A 19,002-nucleotide genomic window follows, 5' to 3' on the forward strand; every position below is an offset into this window, starting at 1 on the left:
CAACCGGCTACTGACCCGACTCGGCCATCACGACCACCGCACACCCCCGCCACTGGCGGCGTAACCCCGACGAACTAACGGGCGTGACCACTAGTAGCGTGTCGCTGCTTAGTTATGGAGTCTTTGGCTGGGAGGCTGTTGTGATGGCCTCCCAGTTGAAGCGTCCGGTCACGTTGTCGGCGCGGGATCGTGAAGAACTGCTCCGGCTGACCACCACGGGCGTGCACTCGGCGTCGGCGATCCGGCGGGCGCGGGTTCTGCTCGCGCTGGATACTTCGGTGGGTGAGCCCGATCCGAAGGAAGTGATCGCGGCCCGGCTCGAGGTCTCGGGCGAGATGCTGCGGCTGGTCGCCAGGCGGTTCGCCGAGACCGGTGGTGATGTCCTGGCCACGATCGGTCGCAAGAAGCGGGAGCTTCCGCCGGTGCCGTCGCCGGTGACCGGGGAGGTCGAAGCCCGGCTGATCGCTCTTGCGTGCTCGCAGCCGCCGGCCGGGTATGCCCGGTGGTCGTTGCGGTTGCTGGAAAAGCACGTCGAGCTCACCGAGGACATCCCGAACCTGGACCACTCGACCATCGGCCGGGTTTTGAAAAAACGGAACTGCGTCCTCATCTGAGGAAGTGCTGGAACATCCCGCCACGGGCCAACGCCGAGTTCGCCGCCCGCATGGAAGACGTCCTATCCGTCTACGCCCGGCCCTATGACCCCGCCCGCCCCGTGGTGTGCATGGACGAGAAACCCTTCCAGTTCCTTGGCGAGGTCCGCGACCCGCTGCCGGCCCGGCCGGGCAAGGATCGTCGCGAGGACAGTGAATACGTCCGCTGCGGCACCTGCTCGATCTTCGTGTGGGCAGAACCCCTGCGCGGGTGGCGACGTGTCCACGCCCTGACCCAGCGCACCAAAATCGACTGGGCCGGGCAGGTCAAACAACTCCTGACAGTGGACTATCCCGACGCCGGGACCGTGGTGCTGGTCATGGACAACCTCAACACCCACGGCATCGCCTCGCTCTACGAGGCCTTCACGCCCGACGAGGCCTTCACCCTGGCCCAGCGCCTGGAGATCCACCACACCCCCAAACACGGCTCCTGGCTCAACATCGCCGAGATCGAACTCTCCGCACTGTCCCGGCAATGCCTCGACCGCCGCATCAGCGACCTCGACACCCTCAACACCGAACTCGCCGCCTGGCAACACACCACCAACACCAACCAGCGCGGAGTCGACTGGCAATTCACCACCCACGACGCCCGCACCCGACTCCGCCACCTATACCCCAAAGGTTAGAAGCGACGGTCTACTAGCTTGGGGCGATGGGACTCAGTCTGACCGTGCTCGGGTGCGCGACGCCGTACCCGAGCACGGACAACCCGTGCTCCGGCTACCTGGTGTCGCACAACGACACTCGCCTGTGGATGGACGCGGGCACCGGCACGCTCGGTCCGCTGCAGCGCCACACGCGGCTGGAGGACGTGGACGCGATCTGGATCTCGCACCTGCACGCCGACCACAGCGCGGACCTGCTCACCGCTTACTACGCCCTGCTGTACGCGGACATCTCGCGCTCGCCGATCCCGTTGTTCGGCCCGCCGGGGATCGCCGACCGCCTCGCCGGGTTCCTCACGAACGGCCCCGAGCGCAGTCCGGTCGAGTCGGCGTTCGAGATCACCGAGCTCCAGGACGGCCACCAGGCCACGATCGGCTCGATGCGGCTCACGACGGCAGCGGTCGAGCACGGCATCCCGGCGTTCGCGGTGCGGATCGAAGCCGGCACGTCGCTGACCTACTCCGGCGACACCGCTCCGTGCGCGAGTCTCACCGAACTGGCGCGCGACACCGACGTGCTGTTGTGCGAGGCCGAAAGCGCGGAAAAGACGCCGGACATGGTCCATCACACGCCGGAGGGCGCGGGCGAGACCGCGGCCGCGGCGGGCGCGGGCCGGTTGATCGTGACGCACGTGGGCCGCAGTCTGTCGCCGCGCGAAGCCGTCACCCGTGCCTCGTCCCGCTACCCCGGCCCCGTCGACTTCGCCGCGCCGGGCAGGACGTTCACGGTCGGCTGACCACCCCGCCGTGCAAATGCGGCTTGACACCCCCGACACACCGGGGTAACACTCCTCCGCATTTCTGGGAGCGTTCCCAGAAACCGCCGCCACACCATGAGGAGATCTTCCGTGCGACAGCGTTGGGTGAGCGTGCTGATCTGCGCCGCCCTGACCACCGCCTGCGGCGCGGGCGGTCCGGGGGACGGTAGAACTGAACTGACGATCGCGACCTTCAACGAGTTCGGGTACGAGGACCTCATCGGGGAGTACGAGGCCGCGCACCCGGACGTCAAGATCACGCAGCGCAAGACCGGTCAGGGCCAGCCGCACCACCAGAACCTGTTCACCAAGCTCGGCGCCGGGTCCGGGCTGGCGGACGTCGAGGCCGTCGAGGAGGGCTACCTGAGCCAGGTCATGGCGAAGTCCGGGCAGTTCAACGACCTCGACGAGATCGGGCCGCGGATCGAGGACGACCGGTGGCTGACGTGGAAGGCCGCCGCCGTCACCACCAAGGACGGCAAGCTGATCGGCTACGGCACGGACATCGGCCCGCTCGCGATGTGCTACCGCAAGGACCTGTTCCAGCAGGCCGGTCTGCCGTCGGACCCGGAGGGCGTCAAGGCGCTGTTCTCGACCTGGGACAGCTACTTCGCCGCGGGTGACAAGTTCGTCGAGAAGGTGCAGGGGGTCGCCTGGTTCGACAGCGCCGCACAGGTCTACAACGCCATGCACAACCAGCACGAGGTCGGCTACTACGACAGGCAGGACAAGCTCGTCGTCGACTCCAACCCGGACATCAGGGCGGACTGGACCGCGGTCACCGGGGCTGTCGCGAAAGGACAGTCGGCCAGGCTCGCGGCGTTCAGCCCCGAGTGGAACACCGGGTTCAAGCTCGGCAGGTTCGCCACGAAGACGTGCCCGTCGTGGATGCTCGGCGTGATCGAGACCCAGGCGGGCCCGGAGAACCAGGGCAAGTGGGCGGTCGCCGACGCGTTCCCCAACGGCGGCGGCAACTGGGGTGGTTCGTACCTGACAGTGCCGAAGCAGGGCAAGAACGCGAAGAAGGCCGCGGAGCTCGCCGCCTGGCTCACCTCGCCGGAGCAGCAGATCAAGGCGTTCCAGGCCAAGGGCACCTTCCCGAGCCAGCTCAAGGCGCTGGACTCACCGGCGCTGCTGGAGCGGTCCAACCCCTACTTCGGTGACGTCAAGGCAGGCGCGCTGTTCGCGGCTCAGGCCAAGAAGGTCACGGCGGCGCAGTACAAGGGGCCCGCCGACGGCCAGATCCAGGAGACCGTGTTCACCCCGGCGCTGGTGTCGGTCGAGCAGGGCAAGCACGCCGACGAGGCGTGGCGCACCGCCGTGCAGGGTGCAGAGAAGGCGGCCAAGTAGCTACTGCCCCAGGAAGACCCGCACGTCGCGCTCGCCGAGGTGGACGGATCCGCCCTCCGCGACACGGCTGCCGTCCAGCAGGTCGGTGAGCGCGACGGGCGCGGCGACCTGGACCGCGTCACCACTCCAGTTGTGCACCACGTGGACGCGCTGCCCGTCCGGCGAAGTACCCGTGGTCGCGGTGACCGTGGCGGGGAGATCGGCCCATCCAGCCCGAGGCGCCGGTACCAGCCACGTGGCGAGAGCGGCCACGAGAGCGCGGCCGGGCACCGTGCCGACGCACGTGACACGGCCAGCCCCGTGGCTCCGGGTGGTGACGGCGGCCCAACGACCGAAGTGGTGGTGGTCGTACTCGACGAGCACCTCCGCGTCGACGACCGTGAGTGCCTCCACCCATCGCGTCGCGACAGCGTTCGCCGGCAGGTCGATCGGCGACCCCGCCGCCGCGTGCACCGGCAGGTCGCCTGAGAGGTTGCTGAACTCGTCGTAGTAGACGCCCGCCGCGTCGACCAGCCGTCCCGGGGCCGGTTCGTGCCGCGCCCTGGCCTCCTCGTCGGCGTAGGCGGTCCTCGGTCCGACCACCAGGTGACCGCCCGCGTGCGCATAGGCCGCGAGCCAGTCGACGGTCGCGTCGTCGGCGAGGTACAGCGCGGGAGCGATCAGCACGGGATGCCGCCGCACGGCGTCCTGCGGCGACGTCGCGGGCAGCTTGCGGGCGTGCAGGGTGCGCACCTGACACCCCGCCTCGAACGCGCCGCGGTAGAACGCGTCGAAGATCCGCTGGTACGCGTTGCCGTCCGGGCCACCGTCCGGAGTGGACAGTGGCGGGTACTTCTGCATGTACCACTTGCTCGGCGCCGAGTAGACGATCGCGACGTCCGCGTCCGGTTCGATCCCGGCGACCGTGGCGCCCGCGGTGGCGAACTCCGCGCCCAGCCGCGCGATCTCGGCGTACGCACGACCGGGACGCCCGCTGTGCGGCAGCACGCCACCCCAGTACGTCTCCGCGCCGAAGTGCAGCGTGTGCCAGTGCCAGTACTCGATCATCCGCGCGCCGCGCGCGACGAACGCCCAGGCGGCCTGGCGCCACTGGCCGTCGTACGCGGGGCGGTTGTCGAACGTCCCGCCGATGTTCCCGGCGTTGGTCTCGGTGACCAGGAACGGTTCCTGGCGCGACGAGAAGATCCAGTCCGCGCCGCGGTAGAACGCCCACACCCCGCGGGTCTTCCAGCCCTGCTCGTCGTCCTCGGCGTCCGGCAGGGTCAGCGCGTCCTGCATGTCGTAGTACGGGTTGCCCGCGGTGACGTCCACGTGGTCGGTCAGCTCGTCGTCGTCGAGCGCGACGTGCCCGTAGTGCAGGCAGGTCGTGACGAACTGCTCCGGCCGTGCGTACTCCCGGACGATGTCCGCCTGCCACGCGACGAACTCGCTGGTCTGCCTGGCCTGGAACGCTCGCCACGCCACGTCGTACTGCGGCTGCGCGTTGCCCTCGGGCGTCCACAGGTCGGCCCATGTGGACAGCCGGTGCGACCAGTACACCAGGCCCCACGCGCGGTTGAGGTTCTCGACGTCGCCGTAGGTCGCGCGCAGGTCGTCGACGAACCGCTGGAAGACGCCGTTGTTGTGCAGCAGGTGCACTCCCGGTTCGTTGTCCACCTGGAAACCGATGACCGACGGGTGGCCCGCGTACCGGTCCACGATCTTGCGCGCGACCCGTTCGGCGTGGAAGCGGAAGGCGGGGTGGGTGAAGTCGACCTCCTGCCTCGCACCCCAGCCGACCCGCCTGCCGTCGGCCCGTTCGCCCGCGATCTCCGGGTACTGCCGGGCGAGCCACGGCGGCACCGCGTACGTCGGCGTGCCCAGGACGACCGAGATCCCGCGTTCATGCGCCCCGTCGAGCACCGGCTGGAGCCAGTCGAGGTCGAACCGGCCGTTCTCCGGTTCCCACGTCGACCACACCGACTCGCCGACCCTGATGACGGTGAAACCGGCCTCCGCCATCAGGTCCAGGTCGGTCTTGAGCCGGTCGTACGGCTGGTACTCGTGGTAGTAGGCAGCGCCGAACAACACCCGCGGGGGCAGGGCGGTCATCGGGAAACCTCCGTGGGGCGAACTGAATCGATCTGCGGAAGCTAACCGGGATCATCGGAGCTTTGCCAAGTGCCGCAACGGATCTGGGGCCGAGTTCGACTCGATTCGACAGTCGATCGCGACCCTCGGGGAAGGAGAATCCCGCCAGGCGGCGGGGTCGGCACCGTTACCCGGCGGATGGCCCGTCATCTGACAGCACAGCGACAGTCTTCGCATGACGCCGATACCGCAGCCCACATCAGTGATACAGCCAGCCGAGCCCGGCCCCTCCATGGCACGTCTGGTCGGAGTGGACCTGGCCCGTGCACTGGCCGTGTTCGGGATGTACGTGGTGCACCTCGCTCCCCCGGCGACGGACGGCGTCGGCGCCTGGGTCAGGACCCTGGCGGAAGGCCGCTCGTCGGCCCTCTTCGCCACCCTCGCCGGGTTCTCGCTGATGCTGATCGCCGGACGCCTGGAGCCGAAGACCGGTCTGGCCGGACGGCAGGCGAAAGCCCGGATCGCGATCCGGGCCGTGATCCTGCTGGCGCTGGGCACCGTGCTGGCGATCTTCTACGGCGGCGTGGTGATCCTCGCCTTCTACGGCCTGTACTTCCTGCTGGCGCTGCCGTTGGTGCGGTTGAAGGCCCGCACGCTCGCGATCGTCGCGGCCGTGCTCGCCGTCGTGATGCCGGTGGTGTCGCTCGGCGTGAACTCGCTGCTGACCGAGTCGGTCACGAGCGCCGTCCAGGCCTACGACCCGCTCTACCTGATCAGCGGCGTGGGCGTGCTGGAACTGCTGTTCACCGGCTTCTACCCGGCGATCACGTGGATGGCGTTCGTGATCGCGGGCATGGCGCTGGGCCGGCTGGACCTGTCCTCCGGCACCGTGCTGCGGCGGCTGGCCGTGTTCGGTCCCGCTCTCGCCGTCTTCGCCTACGGCACCTCCTGGCTGCTGGCCAACCTGATCGACGGCGTGCGGGCGGCCGTTGAGGGGCAGGCCGCGATGGGACCCGGCGCCCTCGGTTCCGGTGGTGACCTGAGGCCACCGGAGACCGTCCGATCGGCGTGGACGCTGCTGACGGCCGGGCCGCACAGCGGAATGATGTTCGACGTCATCGGCTGTGCGGGCGTCGCGATCACGGTGATCGTGTGCGCGACGGTGGCGATCGACCGCCTGCCGCTGCTGCGCCGCCTGGCCGCGCCGGTCATCGCCATGGGCACCATGTCCCTGACCGCCTACGTCGGCCACTTCGTCCTGTCGTCGGTGGCCACCTCGACCGCCATGGGAGAGATCGGGTCCAAGGGCGGGTCGGGGTCCGGGGGCGAGGAGTCCTGGCTGCTGGTGATCACGTTCATCCTCGGGGTGACGGCGTTCGCCTGGATCTGGTCCCGCTTCTTCCGCCGCGGACCGCTGGAGTACGTGCTCAACTCCGCCACCAGGCTGACTAAGTACGTTCGATGAGGCAGGCCGGACTCAGCTCACTGCCGACCGCTGTGGCACCTGCGGGATCGACCGGGGTCTCCCTGGCGACGTACTGCGGCACCGGCGCGTCGACGCCGCCGGTGTCGCGCACCAGCCCGTAGCGGATCGCGCCCTTCGAACCGGGGACGCCGGTCGGCCTGCTCGCCGGCCTGTCGAACGTCGGCCACCAGATTCGACAACGGCGGAACCTACTCCGAACGACGTCTTGACCGCTGATCGCCGAATCTGGACTCTGGGAGCGCTCCCAGAACCGTCGACGAGGACGTGATGCGGATGGCAAGCGGCCGGCTTCTCCTGGTGCTCGCGCTCGTCGCGGCGTGCCTGCCCGCGGTGGCGGCCGGCGCGTCCGGCGCACCGGCCGCCACCGTCGTGGTCAACGCGAAGGCGGGGCTGGCCACCGTGCCGGACACCGCGATCGGTGTGAACCACGCGATCTGGGACAGCCAACTCGGCACCAGCGCGGTGAACGACCTGCTCGGAGACGCCGGCGTGCGGATGATGCGCTACCCCGGCGGTTCGTACGGCGACATCTACCACTGGAAGGACCACACGGCGCCCGGCGGTTACGTGGCGCCGAACACCGACTTCGACACGTTCATGGGCGGTGTGCGCAGGGCTCAGGCACAGCCGATCATCATCGCGAACTACGGCACCGGCACGCCGCAGGAAGCCGCCGACTGGGTGCGCTACGCCAACGTCACCAAGGGCTACGGCGTGAAGTACTGGGAGATCGGCAACGAGCTCTACGGCAACGGGCACTACGGCTCCAACTGGGAGGCCGACGACCACCCGGACAAGAGCCCCGCCGGGTATGCCAGGGAGACCGTCGCGTTCGCCCGGGCGATGAAGGCCGTCGATCCCACGATCAAGATCGGCGCGGTGCTCACCACCCCGGCGAACTGGCCGGACGCCATCGTCGGCACGGGGGACGCGGCGAGCTGGAACCAGACGGTGCTGTCGATCGCGGGGCCCTACGTGGACTTCGCGATCGTGCACTGGTATCCCGGCGGGTCGACGACCGACCAGGTGCTGGCGAGCACGGACCAGGTCGCCGACATGACGTACCTGCTGCGGCAGCAGATCGCGCGGTACGCCGGGCCGGACGCGGACCGCATCGGCATCGCGCTGACCGAGCTGAACACCAGCTACGGCCGCAACACCCAGCCGGGCGCGCTGTTCGCGGCGGACGCCTACACCTCGTTGCTGGAGAACGGCGTCTTCAACGTCGACTGGTGGAACGTCCACAACGGACCCGGTAAAGCGTCCACTGTGGGCGGTCAGCCGGACTTCGACGACTTCGGGCTGCTGTCGAGCGGAGGATGTCTGGCGGACGGCGGCTGCGAGCCTCCGTTGAACACGCCGTTCGCGCCGTACCACGCCCTGAAGATGCTGAGCCTCTTCGCGCGTCCCGGCGACCAGCTCATCCGCGCGGGGTCCGGTGACCCGTCGGTCAGAGCGCACGCGGCACGCCGGCCGAACGGTGATCTGGCTGTGCTGCTGCTCAATTCCGACGAGAACAACTCGCGCACAGTCAGCATCGACTACGCCGGATACACGCCTTCCGCCGCCGCGCCGACGGTGCACACGTTCACCAACGGCGCGAGCGGGGTCGTGACGTCGGCCGATGGGAGCGCGACCACCCGGACGCTGCCGCCGTTCTCGCTCACGGCGCTCGTCCTGCACCCGTCCGGCACCACGCAGCTTCCCGCCGCGCCGGGACAACCCACCGGCTCGGCCACCGACCGGACCGCGACGATCTCCTGGCCGTCAGTGCCCGGTGCCGTGAAGTACGAGGTCCACCGCCAGCTCGGCACGACCAGCGAGCAGTGGGGCGAGACGTCCGGCACCTCGTTCACCGCCGGAAACCTCAACCCTGGCACCAGATACACCGTGAACGTGCTGGCGCGCGACGCCGCCGGTGCCCTGTCGTGGGCCTCTCCCCCGCTCACCGTCACGACCGGCAGCCCTGCGCAGAGCTCCTGCACCGTGCGCCTGTCCACCGCGGCCGACTGGAGCAGCGGGTACGTGGGCGGCATCGACATCACCAACACCGGGCCGAACCCGCTCGCCGACTGGACGCTCACGTTCACCTGGCCCACCGGCCGTCAGCAGCTGGGGTCGGGCTGGAACGCGACGTGGACCCAGTCCGGGAGCACGGTCACCGTCGTCGGCAACGCCCGCATCGAGCCGAACGCGACGGTCAGCGTCGGGTACGTCGGCAACTACAGCGGGCCGAACATCCCGCCGGCGGCCTTCACGCTCAACGGAACGCTCTGCCACACGACGTCATGATCCTCTTGCTCAAAGGAGAGCGGATGAAGCGGCGGCACAAGCTCTTGGGTGCGCTGATCGCGGCGGTGACAGCCGCGAGCGGCATGATCGCCATCGGCACGACCGGCCAGGTCACCGCGGCGGTGGCGGCCGCGGGCGGCACGGGCACCGGGTACCTGCACACCAGCGGCAGCAAGATCCTGGACAGCACCGGAGCGACGGTCCGGCTGACCGGCATCAACTGGTTCGGGATGGAGACCGACAACAAGACCTTCCACGGCCTGTGGGCGAGCGTCACGTGGCGGCAGCAGCTCGATCACATGGCGCAGCTGGGCTACAACACCCTGCGCGTCCCGTTCTCCAACGACTCGCTGAAGCCCGACGCCAGGGCCACGGGCATCAACGACTACACCAATCCCGACCTGGTGGGGCTGTCGCCGTTGCAGATCCTCGACAAGGTGATCGGCTACGCGGGCCAGAAGGGGATGCGGGTGATCCTCGACCGGCACCGGCCGACCAGCGCGGGCCAGACCGCGCTCTGGTACACGGCGGGCGTTCCGGAGACCACCTGGATCAACGACTGGAAGATGCTCGCCCAGCGTTACGCGGGCAACACCACGGTGATCGGCGCCGACCTGCACAACGAGCCGCACGCCGAAGGCACCAACCCGGCCGCGACCGGTTCGTGCTGGGGCTGCGGCGACACCGCGCGCGACTGGCGGCTGGCCGCCGAACGCGCGGGCAACGCGATCCTCGGCGTGCAGCCGAACTGGCTGATCTTCGTCGAGGGCGTGAGCTGCCCGAGCGGCGGGCTGTCGAACGTGTGGGACGGCGACCCGTCCAACGACGAGGACTGCGGCTGGTGGGGCGGGAACCTGTCGAAGGCGGGCCAGTTCCCGGTGCGCCTGTCCGTGGCCAACCGGCTGGTCTACTCCCCGCACGAATACGCCACCTCGGTCTACAACCAGCCGTGGTTCAGCGCACCCGACTACCCGCGCAACCTGCCGGGGATCTGGGACAAGTACTGGGGTTACCTCTACAAGCAGAACATCGCGCCGCTGATGATGGGCGAGTTCGGCACCACGCTGGCCAACCCGGTGGACAAGGTGTGGCTGGAGAACCTGATGGCGTACACCGGAACCGGCGTCAACGGCATCTCGTTCACGTACTGGTCGTGGAACCCCAACTCCGGTGACACGGGCGGCATCGTCGGCGACGACTGGACCACGGTCAACCAGGCCAAGCAGAACATCCTGCAGCCCTACCTCATCCCGCCCACCGGCGGAGGTCCCGGCCCGACGACGACCACGACCGGTGGCGGCGGTACGGGCAGCTGCAAGTCGGCGTGGAAGCTGGACAACTCGTGGCAGGGCGGCTTCCAGGGCGCGCTGACCGTCACCAACACGGGGACGAGCGCGGCCAACCCGTGGACCGTCGTGTTCACGCTGCCCAGCGGGGTGACCATCTCCAACGGCTGGAACGGCACCTTCAGCCAGTCCGGCACGACGGTCACCGTGACCGCGCCGTCGCACGCCCCGTCTCTTGCTCCGGGTGCGGCCGTGTCACTCGGTTTCACCGCCAACGGCACAACTGGAGCTCCTGCGGCCGTCACGCTCAACCAGGCGGCCTGCACCACCTGACAGCATCCGGCCGCGGCGCTGTGCGGGCGCCGCGGCCGGGTGCGTTCTGGCGAAGGTCAGACGGTGGCGGTGGCGCGCGCGGCCAAGCCCTCGATGACCACGGTCAGCTTCTCGGTGACCTCGGGGTCGTCGACCGGGTGCAGCTCGGCGAAGCGGACCACCGAGCCGGGGATCGACAGGGTCAGGTCCTCCGCGACGGCCGCGCCGGCGATCTTGACGGCCTTGCGGGCCTCGTCCTGGGCCCACACGCCGCCGTACTGGCCGTACGCCGTGCCGACCACGGCGACGGGCTTGCCGGACAGGGCACCTGCGCCGTAGGGGCGCGACAGCCAGTCGATGGCGTTCTTCAGCACGGCGGGAATGGTGCCGTTGTACTCGGGCGAGACCAGGAGCAGGGCGTCGGCCTGACCGGCGGCCTCGCGCAGCTTGGCCGCGGCGGCGGGAACACTGCCCTCGGCGTCGATGTCCTCGTTGTAAAACGGCACGGTGTCCAGGCCGTCGAACAGGTCGACCTCGACGTGCTCGGGCGCGATCTGCACCGCGGCCTCGGCGAGCCTGCGGTTGTGGGATCCGGCGCGGAGGCTGCCGACGAGGGTGAGGATGCGGGCGGCCATGGAGTACTCCCGGGGTGCAGTCTGGGTGGAACGGTCCTCACCGTAAACGGGACGCGGCCCGGTTAGCTTCCCGCTAGGCTGAGAACGTGATCGACAGCACAGCCCTGCCTCTCCTCGGCGCCGAGCCGACCCTCCGCGCGGACGCGGTGCGCAACCGCGCCCGCCTGCTCGAGGCCGCCGCCCGGCTGGCGGCCGAACACGGCGCGGCGGCCATCACGATGGAGACGGTGGCCGCGGCCGCGGGGGTCGGCAAGGGCACGGTGTCGCGTCGTTTCGGCGATCGCAACGGACTGCTCCGGGCCCTGCTCGACCACGCGGAGATCCAGTTGCAGAAGGCGTTCCTCAGCGGCCCGCCACCGCTGGGCCCCGATGCCGACGCGGCGACGCGGCTCAGGGCGTTCGGACCGGCCCTGCTGCGCCACGAACGCGCCCACCTGGACCTCTACCTGGCCGCCGAGCCCACTCCCGACCGGCGCTACCAGGTTCCGGCCAAGCGCGTGCACCACACCCACGTCGCGGCGCTGGTGCGCGCACTCCTCCCGGACGCCGACGCCGAACTGCTCGCCCACACGTTGCTGTCGTCAGTGGACGTCGTGCTGGTCGACCATCTCGTCCGCAACCACGGCATGACGCTGGAGCGGGTCGAAGCCGGCTGGCACGACCTGCTCGACCGGTTGCTCGTGGTTGAGCGCTCCTGACCGGAACTCCTTGAGGTCCACGCTGGTGAACCCGGCCGCGCGGACCACCTCGGCCAGTGCCGCCCTGATCTCCTGGCCGACGAGGTGCGGGTCGAGCTCGACACGCGCCTCTCCGCCGAGATCGCGCACCCGCACGTCTCTGCTCGGCGTGCCTGCTTCTGCGAGCCACGCCCGTACCGCCACCTCGGCGCGTTCCACCCTGGCGAGCCGTGCGGGCGTGATCTCCAGCCCGTACCGGACGCGGCTCGCGAGGCACGGCAGCGCCGGTTTGTCCCATGTGGACAGTCCCCAGCGCCGGCTCATGGCGCGGACGTCCGCCTTGGTCATGCCGAGGTCGCGCAACGGGGTGTGCACGCCGATCTCGTCACCGGCGCGGATGCCGGGCCGGTGCGGGTCGCGCGCGTCGTCGGCGTTCGTGCCGGTCGCCACCGCTTTGATTCCGTGCTCGCGCGCGACGGCCGTGATGGTGTCCAGGACCGTGGACTTGCAGAAGTAGCAACGGTCGCGGCCGTTCGCGGCATACCGGGGGTTGTCGAGTTCGGTGGTCGCTGGTGCGAGGTGCCGCACGCCCAGGGTGCGTGCGAAGTTCTCGGCGTGCTGGAGTTCGGCGGCGGCAAGGCTCGCCGAGTTCGCGGTGACCGCGAGGACCGCTTCGGGTCCGGCGGCGAGGACGGCGGCGGCGAGGACGAGTGCGGAGTCCGCGCCGCCGGAGAACGCGACGGCGAGCGGCCCGATCTCGGCCAGACGTTCCACCAGTCTGTTGTCCGTCAACGCTCCTCCTCCGCCATCTGCAGCACCGTTCTGAGCGGCAGCCCCGTCTTCTCGGCGACCGCCACCGCGTCGTCGTACTCGGGTTTGCTGTGGTGCGGCCCGTGTTTGCGACGCACCGGCATGCCTTGGACGTGCACGACGTCGGTGGTACGGGCTGCCGCGGTGCGGCGCACGGTGCTTCGCCGCACGCCGAGGCTTCCGGTCTCGGCGAGCATCAACTGTTCGACGTCATCGGCTTTTTCGGGAGCCACCAGGGCGTGCAGGACGTGCGCCGGCCGTCCCTTCTTCATCACCGCGGGGGTGATCCAGCTGTCGAGGGCACCGCGGTCGAGCAGGCGGGCCACGACGTATCCGAGAACCTCGCCGGTGACGTCGTCGAGGTTGGTCTCCAGCACGACCAGGTCCCGCACGTCCTCGCTGGTCTCCCCGAGCCGGACGACCGCGACGTTGGGACGGTCGGCCAGCGTCCGGGTGCCCGCCCCGTAACCGGTGGCGGACAACCGCATCGCGGGCGGCGGCCGGTAGTCGGCGTTCAACGCACGCAGAAGTGCCGCGGCTGTCGGGGTGACGGTCTCGCCTCGCAGCTCGGTCCCGGTGACCGTCGCGCCTTCCAGCAGCGCCGCGGTCGCCGGGGCCGGGCAGGGCAGCAGGCCGTGGGCGGTGCGGACGGTGCCGGAGCCGAGCGGCAACGGTTCACAGTGGACGGTGCGGATGTCCAGTGCTTTCAGGGCGGCGGCGACACCGACGATATCCACGAGCGTGTCGTGGCCACCCAGCTCGTGCAGGTGCACGTCGTCCGGGTCCGCACCGTGCAGGCGGCCTTCGACCTCGGCGATGGCGCGCAACGCTTTCACCGCCACGTCCGCCACCGCGCGGTCACGGACCCGGTGGGCCATGGCGATCAGTTCGGCGGCCTTGCGGGTTGTGGCGTCGTCGGACACCTCGACGTTGGCATGGCTGGCGGTGAGGCCGTGGTTCACCACGCGGGTGATGGTGAGGTCCCAGCCGGTCAGGCCGGTGTCGGTGACGGCGGCGCGGATCGCTTCCAGCGGGGCGCCGGCGTCGACTAGGGCGGCCAGGAGCATGTCGCCGGCCAGACCGGTGAACGGGGAGATGACGCAGACACGGCTCATGGCGCGCTCCGGCGGGCAGGCGGCGAGGCAACACGGACGCGGCTCATGACGTGGTCCGGCGGGCCACGCGGGAGAGCCGGAACGCGGCCATGGCCGCGCCGAACCCGGAGTCGATGTTCACCACAGTGATGCCGGCCGCGCAGGAGGCGTGCATGGCGAGCAGCGCGGTGATGCCCTCCAGACCGGCGCCATATCCGGTGGACGTGGGGACGGCGACCACCGGACAGGCCACCAGGCCGCCGATGGCGCTGGCGAGCGCGCCTTCCATGCCGGCCACGACGATGATGGTGTCGGCGGCGCGCAGGCGGTCCTGTTCGGCGAGGAGGCGGTGCAGCCCCGCCACGCCCACGTCGGTGACCGTGGTGACGGTGAGGCCGACGGCGGTGGCGATGGCGGCGGCTTCGCGGGCCACGGGCTGGTCGGCGGTGCCGGCGGCGGCGACGACCACGGTGAACCCTGCGGGGGCGGCGGGACGCCAGACAAGCAGCCTGGCCGGAGCGTCGTAGGTCCCGTGCGGGACGGGTGCGAGGCCGGCGGCGGGCGTGCGGTCACCGCTGGCCCGGTCCACCTCGGCCAGAACGGCGGCCGCCGTCTCGGGTTCCACGCGCGTGGCCAGCACGGGGCCGTCGTTGTGCCGCAACAAAGTCCGGACGATTGAAGCGATCTCGGCCGCCGTCTTCCCCGTGCCGTAGACGACCTCCGGCAGACCCTGCCGAGCCTCCCGCCCGACGTCGACCCGGGCAAAGCCGAGGTCGACCGACTCCTGCCCGGTCACGCCGCCCCTCCCCGCGCGACGACGGACGGCAGTTCGCGCCCGATCCGCGCCAGCAGTTCGGGTGCGCGGCTGATCGCGGCGTCGAGGTTGCCGGCGCGGTCCAGCAGCGACCACGTGGCCACCACGCCGATGTCGCGCAGGCGGTCGGCGGAAAGCCTTACGTCGCCCGCGATCACCACCACCGGTACGCCGTGTCGCCGGGCCGCCAGCGCCACACCGAACGGGGCCTTGCCGCGCAGGCTCTGCGAGTCGAAGCGGCCCTCGCCGACCACGACCAGCGAAGCGTCGCGCATGGCCTCCTCGACGCCTATCTCGCCGAGCACGAACTCCGCGCCGGAGACGCGGCGAGCGCCGAGGGCGGCCAGCGCGGCGAATCCAGTGCCGCCTGCCGCTCCCGCGCCGGGCGACGTGCTCAGGTCGCGGCCGGTCTCGTGGGCCATGACCGACGCGAACTGGCTCAGGCCGCGCTCCAGCACGTCCACGTCGCGCGGGGAAGCGCCCTTCTGCGGGCCGAACACCGCGGCGGCGCCGGACGGCCCACAAAGCGGGTTGTCCACATCGGACACCAGGGTCAGTCGTGCGAGACGTAGGCGGAAGTCCAAAGAGGACAGGTCGACGTTGGCCGCGTTGGTCAGGGCAGCGCCGCCGGGGCCCACCGGCACGCCGCGCAAGTCGGTGACGCGGGCACCGAGGGCGCGCAGCAGACCCGCGCCGCCGTCGGTGGTGGCGCTGCCGCCCACCGCGAGCACCAGGTCCAGGCAGCCGTGGTCGAGTGCGGCGCGGATCAGCTCGCCGGTGCCGTGGCTGTCGGCGACCAGTGGCGCGAAACCCCCTGGCAACACGTCCAGACCGCTCGCCTGGGCCATCTCGATCACCGCGCGGGGCCCGCGCACGGCGAACGCGGCGCGCACCGGGCGTCCGGTGGGGCCGGTGACGTCGACGGACACCGAGCGGTAACCGGCGCTCGCCAAGGCTTCCAGGGTGCCCTCGCCGCCGTCGGCCACCGGCATCTCCACGGCACGGCCGCCCGCCGCGACCACTCCGGAGGCCACGGCCGTGCAGGCTTCAGCGGCCGTGAGGCAACCGCGGAACTTGTCCAGGCAGACCAAGACGTTCATCGACTCACCACGTAAGGGATCGTCTGCGGGCCTTCGGGTAACACGCACACGCGGGCGTCCGGTCCGGCCGCAGCAAGCGCCTCCTCCACCGCGAGAGAGACGTCGGCGGTCTGCGAAAGGTGGGCGGTGGCCAGCTCGGCGTCGCTGAGGTAGGAGGTGTGCATGACTACCCGGCAGGCGGCTTGAATGCGAGCCTGGATCTGCACCTGCCACTGGTCCGGGACGGTGACCGTGCGCGCCGAGATGTCCGCGAACAACGCCGCGGGCGAGGGCGCGGAGGCCAGCACCGAGCGGTACGAGCCGTGGTCGGGGAAACCGTCGCGGCACTCGGCCGCGCACACGATCGTGCCGCCCGGCTTGACCACCTCGAAAGCCGCGGACATGCCCTTCACCGACTGGTAGAGGTTCTGGTCGAGCGGATAGCCGGAGTTGGTCGTCACCACCACGTCGTACAACCCCGCGACGGGCTGCATCGCGACCGAGCGAGCCGTGCGCACCGCCGCAGCGTGCATCTCGAGCAGGTCGCCGCCGAACGCGGCCACGACGTCCTTGTCCTGGTTCAGCACCACGTCGAACCCGAACGTCACCCCGGTGGCGGCTGCGATGGCGCGCACGTCGTCGTGCACCGGGTTGCCCTCGATGACGCCCCACGTCGCCCGCTGGTGGCCGATCCGGTGCGCGTCGTGCAGCACCAGCACGGTTTCCAGCGCGGCGAGGCCGGGGGCGACCAGCTTCGGGCCGCCGGAGAACCCGGCGAAGAAGTGCGGTTCGACGAAACCGGTGGTGATCCGCACGTCCGCGGCGACCCATTCGCTGTTGAGCCACACCGGCACGGAATCGCCGAACGAACCCATCCACGTCAGGCTCGCGCGGTCACGGGCGTCGTGGTTGACGATCCGCACCGAGTCGACCACCTCGTCACCGAACATCGCGCGCAGCTCGGCCTCGGTGTTGCCGCGGTGCGTGCCGGTCGCGACAAGCACCACGACGTCGGCGAGGTCGACCAGTCCGTCGAGCTCCTCCAGAATCGCCGGGATCATCAGGTGCCGGGGCTGGGGACGGGTGCCGTCGCACGCAGAGATCGCGACGGTCTGGCCGCGCCGCACGCGGTCGCGCAGCGGAGGACCGGAGACCGGGAACCGCAGTGCCCGCCGGAGGATCTCCTGAGGCGACTCGGTGGCGTGGTGATGTTTCGGCACCACGACGGTGGTTCTCGCCGGATCGACGCGCAGGTCCAACCCGGTCTCGCCGTAGGCCAGCCGAACCGTCTCCATCACCGCTCCCCCACCCGGTAGACGCGATCGGCCGTGCCACCGAGGACCTGGTCGCGCTCCGCCGAAGAAAGCCCAGCGACCAACTGCGAGGCAGCATCGAAGACTTCGTCGTAGGACGCCGCGAGCAGGCAGACAGGCCAGTCCGAACCCGCCATCAGCCGGTCCGGCCCGAACGCCTCCAATGCGACGTCAACAGGAGGCCGCAAGTCATCAACAGTCCACTGTGGACCGGCTTCGGTGACCAGACCGGACACCTTGGCGACCACGTTCGGTTCGGCGGCCAGGGCGGCCAGATGCGTCGCCCACGGCTCCAGCACTCCACCGGCAATGCCTGGTTTGGACAGATGGTCCAGCACGAACACCATGTCCGGCACCGCCCGCACCGCCACCAGCGCCGCAGGTAGTTGGTGCGGCCGGGTCAGCACGTCGTAGACGAGTCCTGCGTCTCGCACCGCACGCAGCCCAGAAAGCACATCGGGACGCATCAGCCAGTCCGGATCGGGCTCGGGCTCCACCAGGTGCCGGATGCCCACCAGCCGGTCGCCGCCCGGCCCGGAACGCAGCCTGTCCAGCTGGTCCGCGACGTCGGGCGCGGTGAGGTCGACCCACCCCACGACACCCTTGATCAGGTCCGACTTTCCCGCCACGGCAAGGAACTCCGCGGTCTCGTCGAGGTCGTTCAGCACCTGGACCAGCACGGTGGCGTCGATGCCCGCAGGCCCGGTCACGGCATTCAGGTCCGCCAGACCGAAGTCGCGCCGGATCGGTTCGAGACCGTCGAGCCAGTCCTGCGGCCGGGCGGAGAGATCCCACAGGTGGTGATGGGCATCGATCCGGCGCGGCGTGCTCATGCCTGCCCGATCCGCTGCCGTTGCACACCCAGGCGGTCGATGCTGAGTTCGACGATGTCCCCGGCACGCAGATACCCGAAGTCGTTGACACCGAGCGCCACTCCCGCGGGCGTGCCCGTGTTCACGACGTCGCCGGGCTCCAGGACCATGAACTGGCTGAGGTACCAGATGACGTGGTGCACGCCGAACAACATGTTCTTGGTGTTGCCGTCCTGGCGCAGCTCACCGTTGACGCTCAGCCGCAACCCCAGCGTCTGCGGGTCGCCCACCTCGTCGGCGGTGACGAGCCACGGGCCCAGCGGGTTGAACGTCTCGCAGGACTTGCCCTTGGTCCACTGCCCGCCGCGCTCGATCTGGAACTCGCGTTCGCTGACGTCGTTGGAGATCGCGTAGCCCGCGATCACCGCCGCCGCGGCCTGCGGGCTGTCCAGATAGCGAGCCTTGGCGCCCAGCACGACGGCCAACTCCACCTCGTAGTCGGTCCTCACGCTCTGCCGAGGCACCAGGACGGTGTCGTTCGGCCCGACGACAGTGTTGGTGTTCTTCATGAACACCACGGGTTCACCGGGTGGTTCCGCCGCCGTCTCCGCCGCGTGGTCGGAGTAGTTGAGCCCGATGCACACCAGCGCGCCGGGACGGGCGACGGGCGCGCCGATCCGCATCCCCGTGACGTCCAGCTCCGGCAGACCGGTGAGGGCGTCACGTACCCGCGCCACCCCGCCACCGGCCAGGAAGTCGCCGTTGATCTCGCCGGTCACGGGACGCAGATCGCGCACCTGACCGGCGTCGTCGAGCACCGCCGGAATCTCGGCACCGGGGTCGCCCACGCGAAGCAGTCGCATTGCCGTTCCTCTTCCGTATCTTCCTGA

Annotated in this window: 17 protein-coding genes; 8 read left to right on the plus strand and 9 right to left on the minus strand. The window is 70.2% G+C overall.

Annotation, left to right across the window (positions count from 1 at the left end):
* Positions 1-143: 143 nt before the first annotated feature.
* From ABZ345_RS19700 to ABZ345_RS19715, 4 genes are all read left to right on the plus strand, one after another.
* Positions 144-614, plus strand: coding sequence for a helix-turn-helix domain-containing protein (locus tag ABZ345_RS19700; protein ID WP_359850317.1), 471 nt, complete (start codon positions 144-146; stop codon positions 612-614).
* A complete protein-coding gene (locus tag ABZ345_RS19705) occupies positions 503-1,285 on the plus strand; it encodes an IS630 family transposase (RefSeq protein ID WP_359850320.1) in 783 nt (260 codons plus the stop codon). Before ABZ345_RS19700 ends, ABZ345_RS19705 begins: the two co-directional genes overlap by 112 nt.
* A 26-nt stretch (positions 1,286-1,311) precedes the next feature.
* On the plus strand, positions 1,312-2,061 hold the full coding sequence (locus ABZ345_RS19710; RefSeq protein WP_359850323.1) for an MBL fold metallo-hydrolase: 750 nt from the start codon (positions 1,312-1,314) through the stop codon (positions 2,059-2,061).
* Between the two features lie 135 nt (positions 2,062-2,196).
* Positions 2,197-3,432 (plus strand): ABC transporter substrate-binding protein, encoded by a 1,236-nt coding sequence (locus ABZ345_RS19715; RefSeq protein ID WP_359850795.1) that lies wholly within the window; start codon positions 2,197-2,199, stop codon positions 3,430-3,432.
* Here ABZ345_RS19715 and ABZ345_RS19720 read toward each other — a convergent pair whose 3' ends face one another.
* Entirely contained in the window at positions 3,433-5,523 is a 2,091-nt protein-coding gene (locus tag ABZ345_RS19720) for a beta-galactosidase (RefSeq protein ID WP_359850326.1), read from the minus strand.
* Positions 5,524-5,794: 271 nt separating this feature from the next.
* Here ABZ345_RS19720 and ABZ345_RS19725 point away from each other — a divergent pair, with 271 nt between their 5' ends.
* From ABZ345_RS19725 to ABZ345_RS19735, 3 genes are all read left to right on the plus strand, one after another.
* Positions 5,795-6,967, plus strand: a complete 1,173-nt coding sequence (locus ABZ345_RS19725) for a DUF418 domain-containing protein (RefSeq protein WP_359850329.1) — start codon at positions 5,795-5,797, stop codon at positions 6,965-6,967.
* Positions 6,968-7,255: 288 nt separating this feature from the next.
* Positions 7,256-9,280, plus strand: coding sequence for a cellulose binding domain-containing protein (locus ABZ345_RS19730; RefSeq protein WP_359850332.1), 2,025 nt, complete (start codon positions 7,256-7,258; stop codon positions 9,278-9,280).
* Between the two features lie 23 nt (positions 9,281-9,303).
* Positions 9,304-10,899, plus strand: coding sequence for a cellulase family glycosylhydrolase (locus ABZ345_RS19735; RefSeq protein ID WP_359850335.1), 1,596 nt, complete (start codon positions 9,304-9,306; stop codon positions 10,897-10,899).
* A gap of 56 nt (positions 10,900-10,955) precedes the next feature.
* On the opposite strand, the gene ABZ345_RS19740 is transcribed toward ABZ345_RS19735, so the two are convergent.
* Positions 10,956-11,513 (minus strand): NAD(P)H-dependent oxidoreductase, encoded by a 558-nt coding sequence (locus ABZ345_RS19740; protein ID WP_359850337.1) that lies wholly within the window; start codon positions 11,511-11,513, stop codon positions 10,956-10,958.
* Between the two features lie 86 nt (positions 11,514-11,599).
* Between ABZ345_RS19740 and ABZ345_RS19745 the strand changes: the two genes are divergently transcribed.
* A complete protein-coding gene (locus ABZ345_RS19745) occupies positions 11,600-12,211 on the plus strand; it encodes a TetR/AcrR family transcriptional regulator (protein ID WP_359850340.1) in 612 nt (203 codons plus the stop codon).
* Here the strand turns inward: ABZ345_RS19745 and larE are convergent.
* From larE to ABZ345_RS19780, 7 genes are read right to left on the minus strand one after another with little or no spacing between them, the layout of a single operon-like run.
* On the minus strand, positions 12,095-12,982 hold the full coding sequence (gene larE / locus ABZ345_RS19750; RefSeq protein ID WP_359850343.1) for an ATP-dependent sacrificial sulfur transferase LarE: 888 nt from the start codon (positions 12,980-12,982) through the stop codon (positions 12,095-12,097). The genes ABZ345_RS19745 and larE overlap by 117 nt on opposite strands.
* Positions 12,979-14,115 carry a nickel pincer cofactor biosynthesis protein LarC gene (gene larC / locus ABZ345_RS19755; RefSeq protein ID WP_359850346.1) on the minus strand — a complete coding sequence of 379 codons (1,137 nt, stop codon included), beginning with the start codon at positions 14,113-14,115 and terminating at the stop codon, positions 12,979-12,981. Before larC ends, larE begins: the two co-directional genes overlap by 4 nt.
* 43 nt (positions 14,116-14,158) lie before the next feature.
* Positions 14,159-14,890, minus strand: coding sequence for a nickel pincer cofactor biosynthesis protein LarB (gene larB / locus ABZ345_RS19760; RefSeq protein WP_359850348.1), 732 nt, complete (start codon positions 14,888-14,890; stop codon positions 14,159-14,161).
* Positions 14,887-16,008, minus strand: coding sequence for a glycerate kinase (locus ABZ345_RS19765; protein ID WP_359850350.1), 1,122 nt, complete (start codon positions 16,006-16,008; stop codon positions 14,887-14,889). Before ABZ345_RS19765 ends, larB begins: the two co-directional genes overlap by 4 nt.
* A complete protein-coding gene (larA, locus tag ABZ345_RS19770) occupies positions 16,005-17,282 on the minus strand; it encodes a nickel-dependent lactate racemase (protein ID WP_359850353.1) in 1,278 nt (425 codons plus the stop codon). Before larA ends, ABZ345_RS19765 begins: the two co-directional genes overlap by 4 nt.
* Positions 17,282-18,133 (minus strand): amidohydrolase family protein, encoded by an 852-nt coding sequence (locus tag ABZ345_RS19775; protein ID WP_359850356.1) that lies wholly within the window; start codon positions 18,131-18,133, stop codon positions 17,282-17,284. The genes larA and ABZ345_RS19775 overlap by 1 nt, the downstream gene beginning before the upstream one ends.
* Positions 18,130-18,975 carry a fumarylacetoacetate hydrolase family protein gene (locus ABZ345_RS19780; protein ID WP_359850359.1) on the minus strand — a complete coding sequence of 282 codons (846 nt, stop codon included), beginning with the start codon at positions 18,973-18,975 and terminating at the stop codon, positions 18,130-18,132. The genes ABZ345_RS19775 and ABZ345_RS19780 overlap by 4 nt, the downstream gene beginning before the upstream one ends.
* Positions 18,976-19,002: the final 27 nt, after the last annotated feature.

The organism is Lentzea sp. NPDC005914, assembly GCF_040629405.1.
Lineage (GTDB): Bacteria > Actinomycetota > Actinomycetes > Mycobacteriales > Pseudonocardiaceae > Lentzea.

Coding starts and splice junctions, on each gene's coding strand:
- ABZ345_RS19700 (WP_359850317.1), top strand. CDS start 144: ATGGCCTCCCAGTTGAAGCGTCCGGTCACGTTGTCGGCGCGGGATCGT.
- ABZ345_RS19710 (WP_359850323.1), top strand. CDS start 1,312: ATGGGACTCAGTCTGACCGTGCTCGGGTGCGCGACGCCGTACCCGAGC.
- ABZ345_RS19720 (WP_359850326.1), bottom strand. CDS start 5,523: ATGACCGCCCTGCCCCCGCGGGTGTTGTTCGGCGCTGCCTACTACCAC.
- ABZ345_RS19725 (WP_359850329.1), top strand. CDS start 5,795: ATGGCACGTCTGGTCGGAGTGGACCTGGCCCGTGCACTGGCCGTGTTC.
- ABZ345_RS19730 (WP_359850332.1), top strand. CDS start 7,256: ATGCGGATGGCAAGCGGCCGGCTTCTCCTGGTGCTCGCGCTCGTCGCG.
- ABZ345_RS19735 (WP_359850335.1), top strand. CDS start 9,304: ATGAAGCGGCGGCACAAGCTCTTGGGTGCGCTGATCGCGGCGGTGACA.
- ABZ345_RS19740 (WP_359850337.1), bottom strand. CDS start 11,513: ATGGCCGCCCGCATCCTCACCCTCGTCGGCAGCCTCCGCGCCGGATCC.
- larC (WP_359850346.1), bottom strand. CDS start 14,115: ATGAGCCGTGTCTGCGTCATCTCCCCGTTCACCGGTCTGGCCGGCGAC.
- ABZ345_RS19765 (WP_359850350.1), bottom strand. CDS start 16,008: ATGAACGTCTTGGTCTGCCTGGACAAGTTCCGCGGTTGCCTCACGGCC.
- larA (WP_359850353.1), bottom strand. CDS start 17,282: ATGGAGACGGTTCGGCTGGCCTACGGCGAGACCGGGTTGGACCTGCGC.
- ABZ345_RS19775 (WP_359850356.1), bottom strand. CDS start 18,133: ATGAGCACGCCGCGCCGGATCGATGCCCATCACCACCTGTGGGATCTC.
- ABZ345_RS19780 (WP_359850359.1), bottom strand. CDS start 18,975: ATGCGACTGCTTCGCGTGGGCGACCCCGGTGCCGAGATTCCGGCGGTG.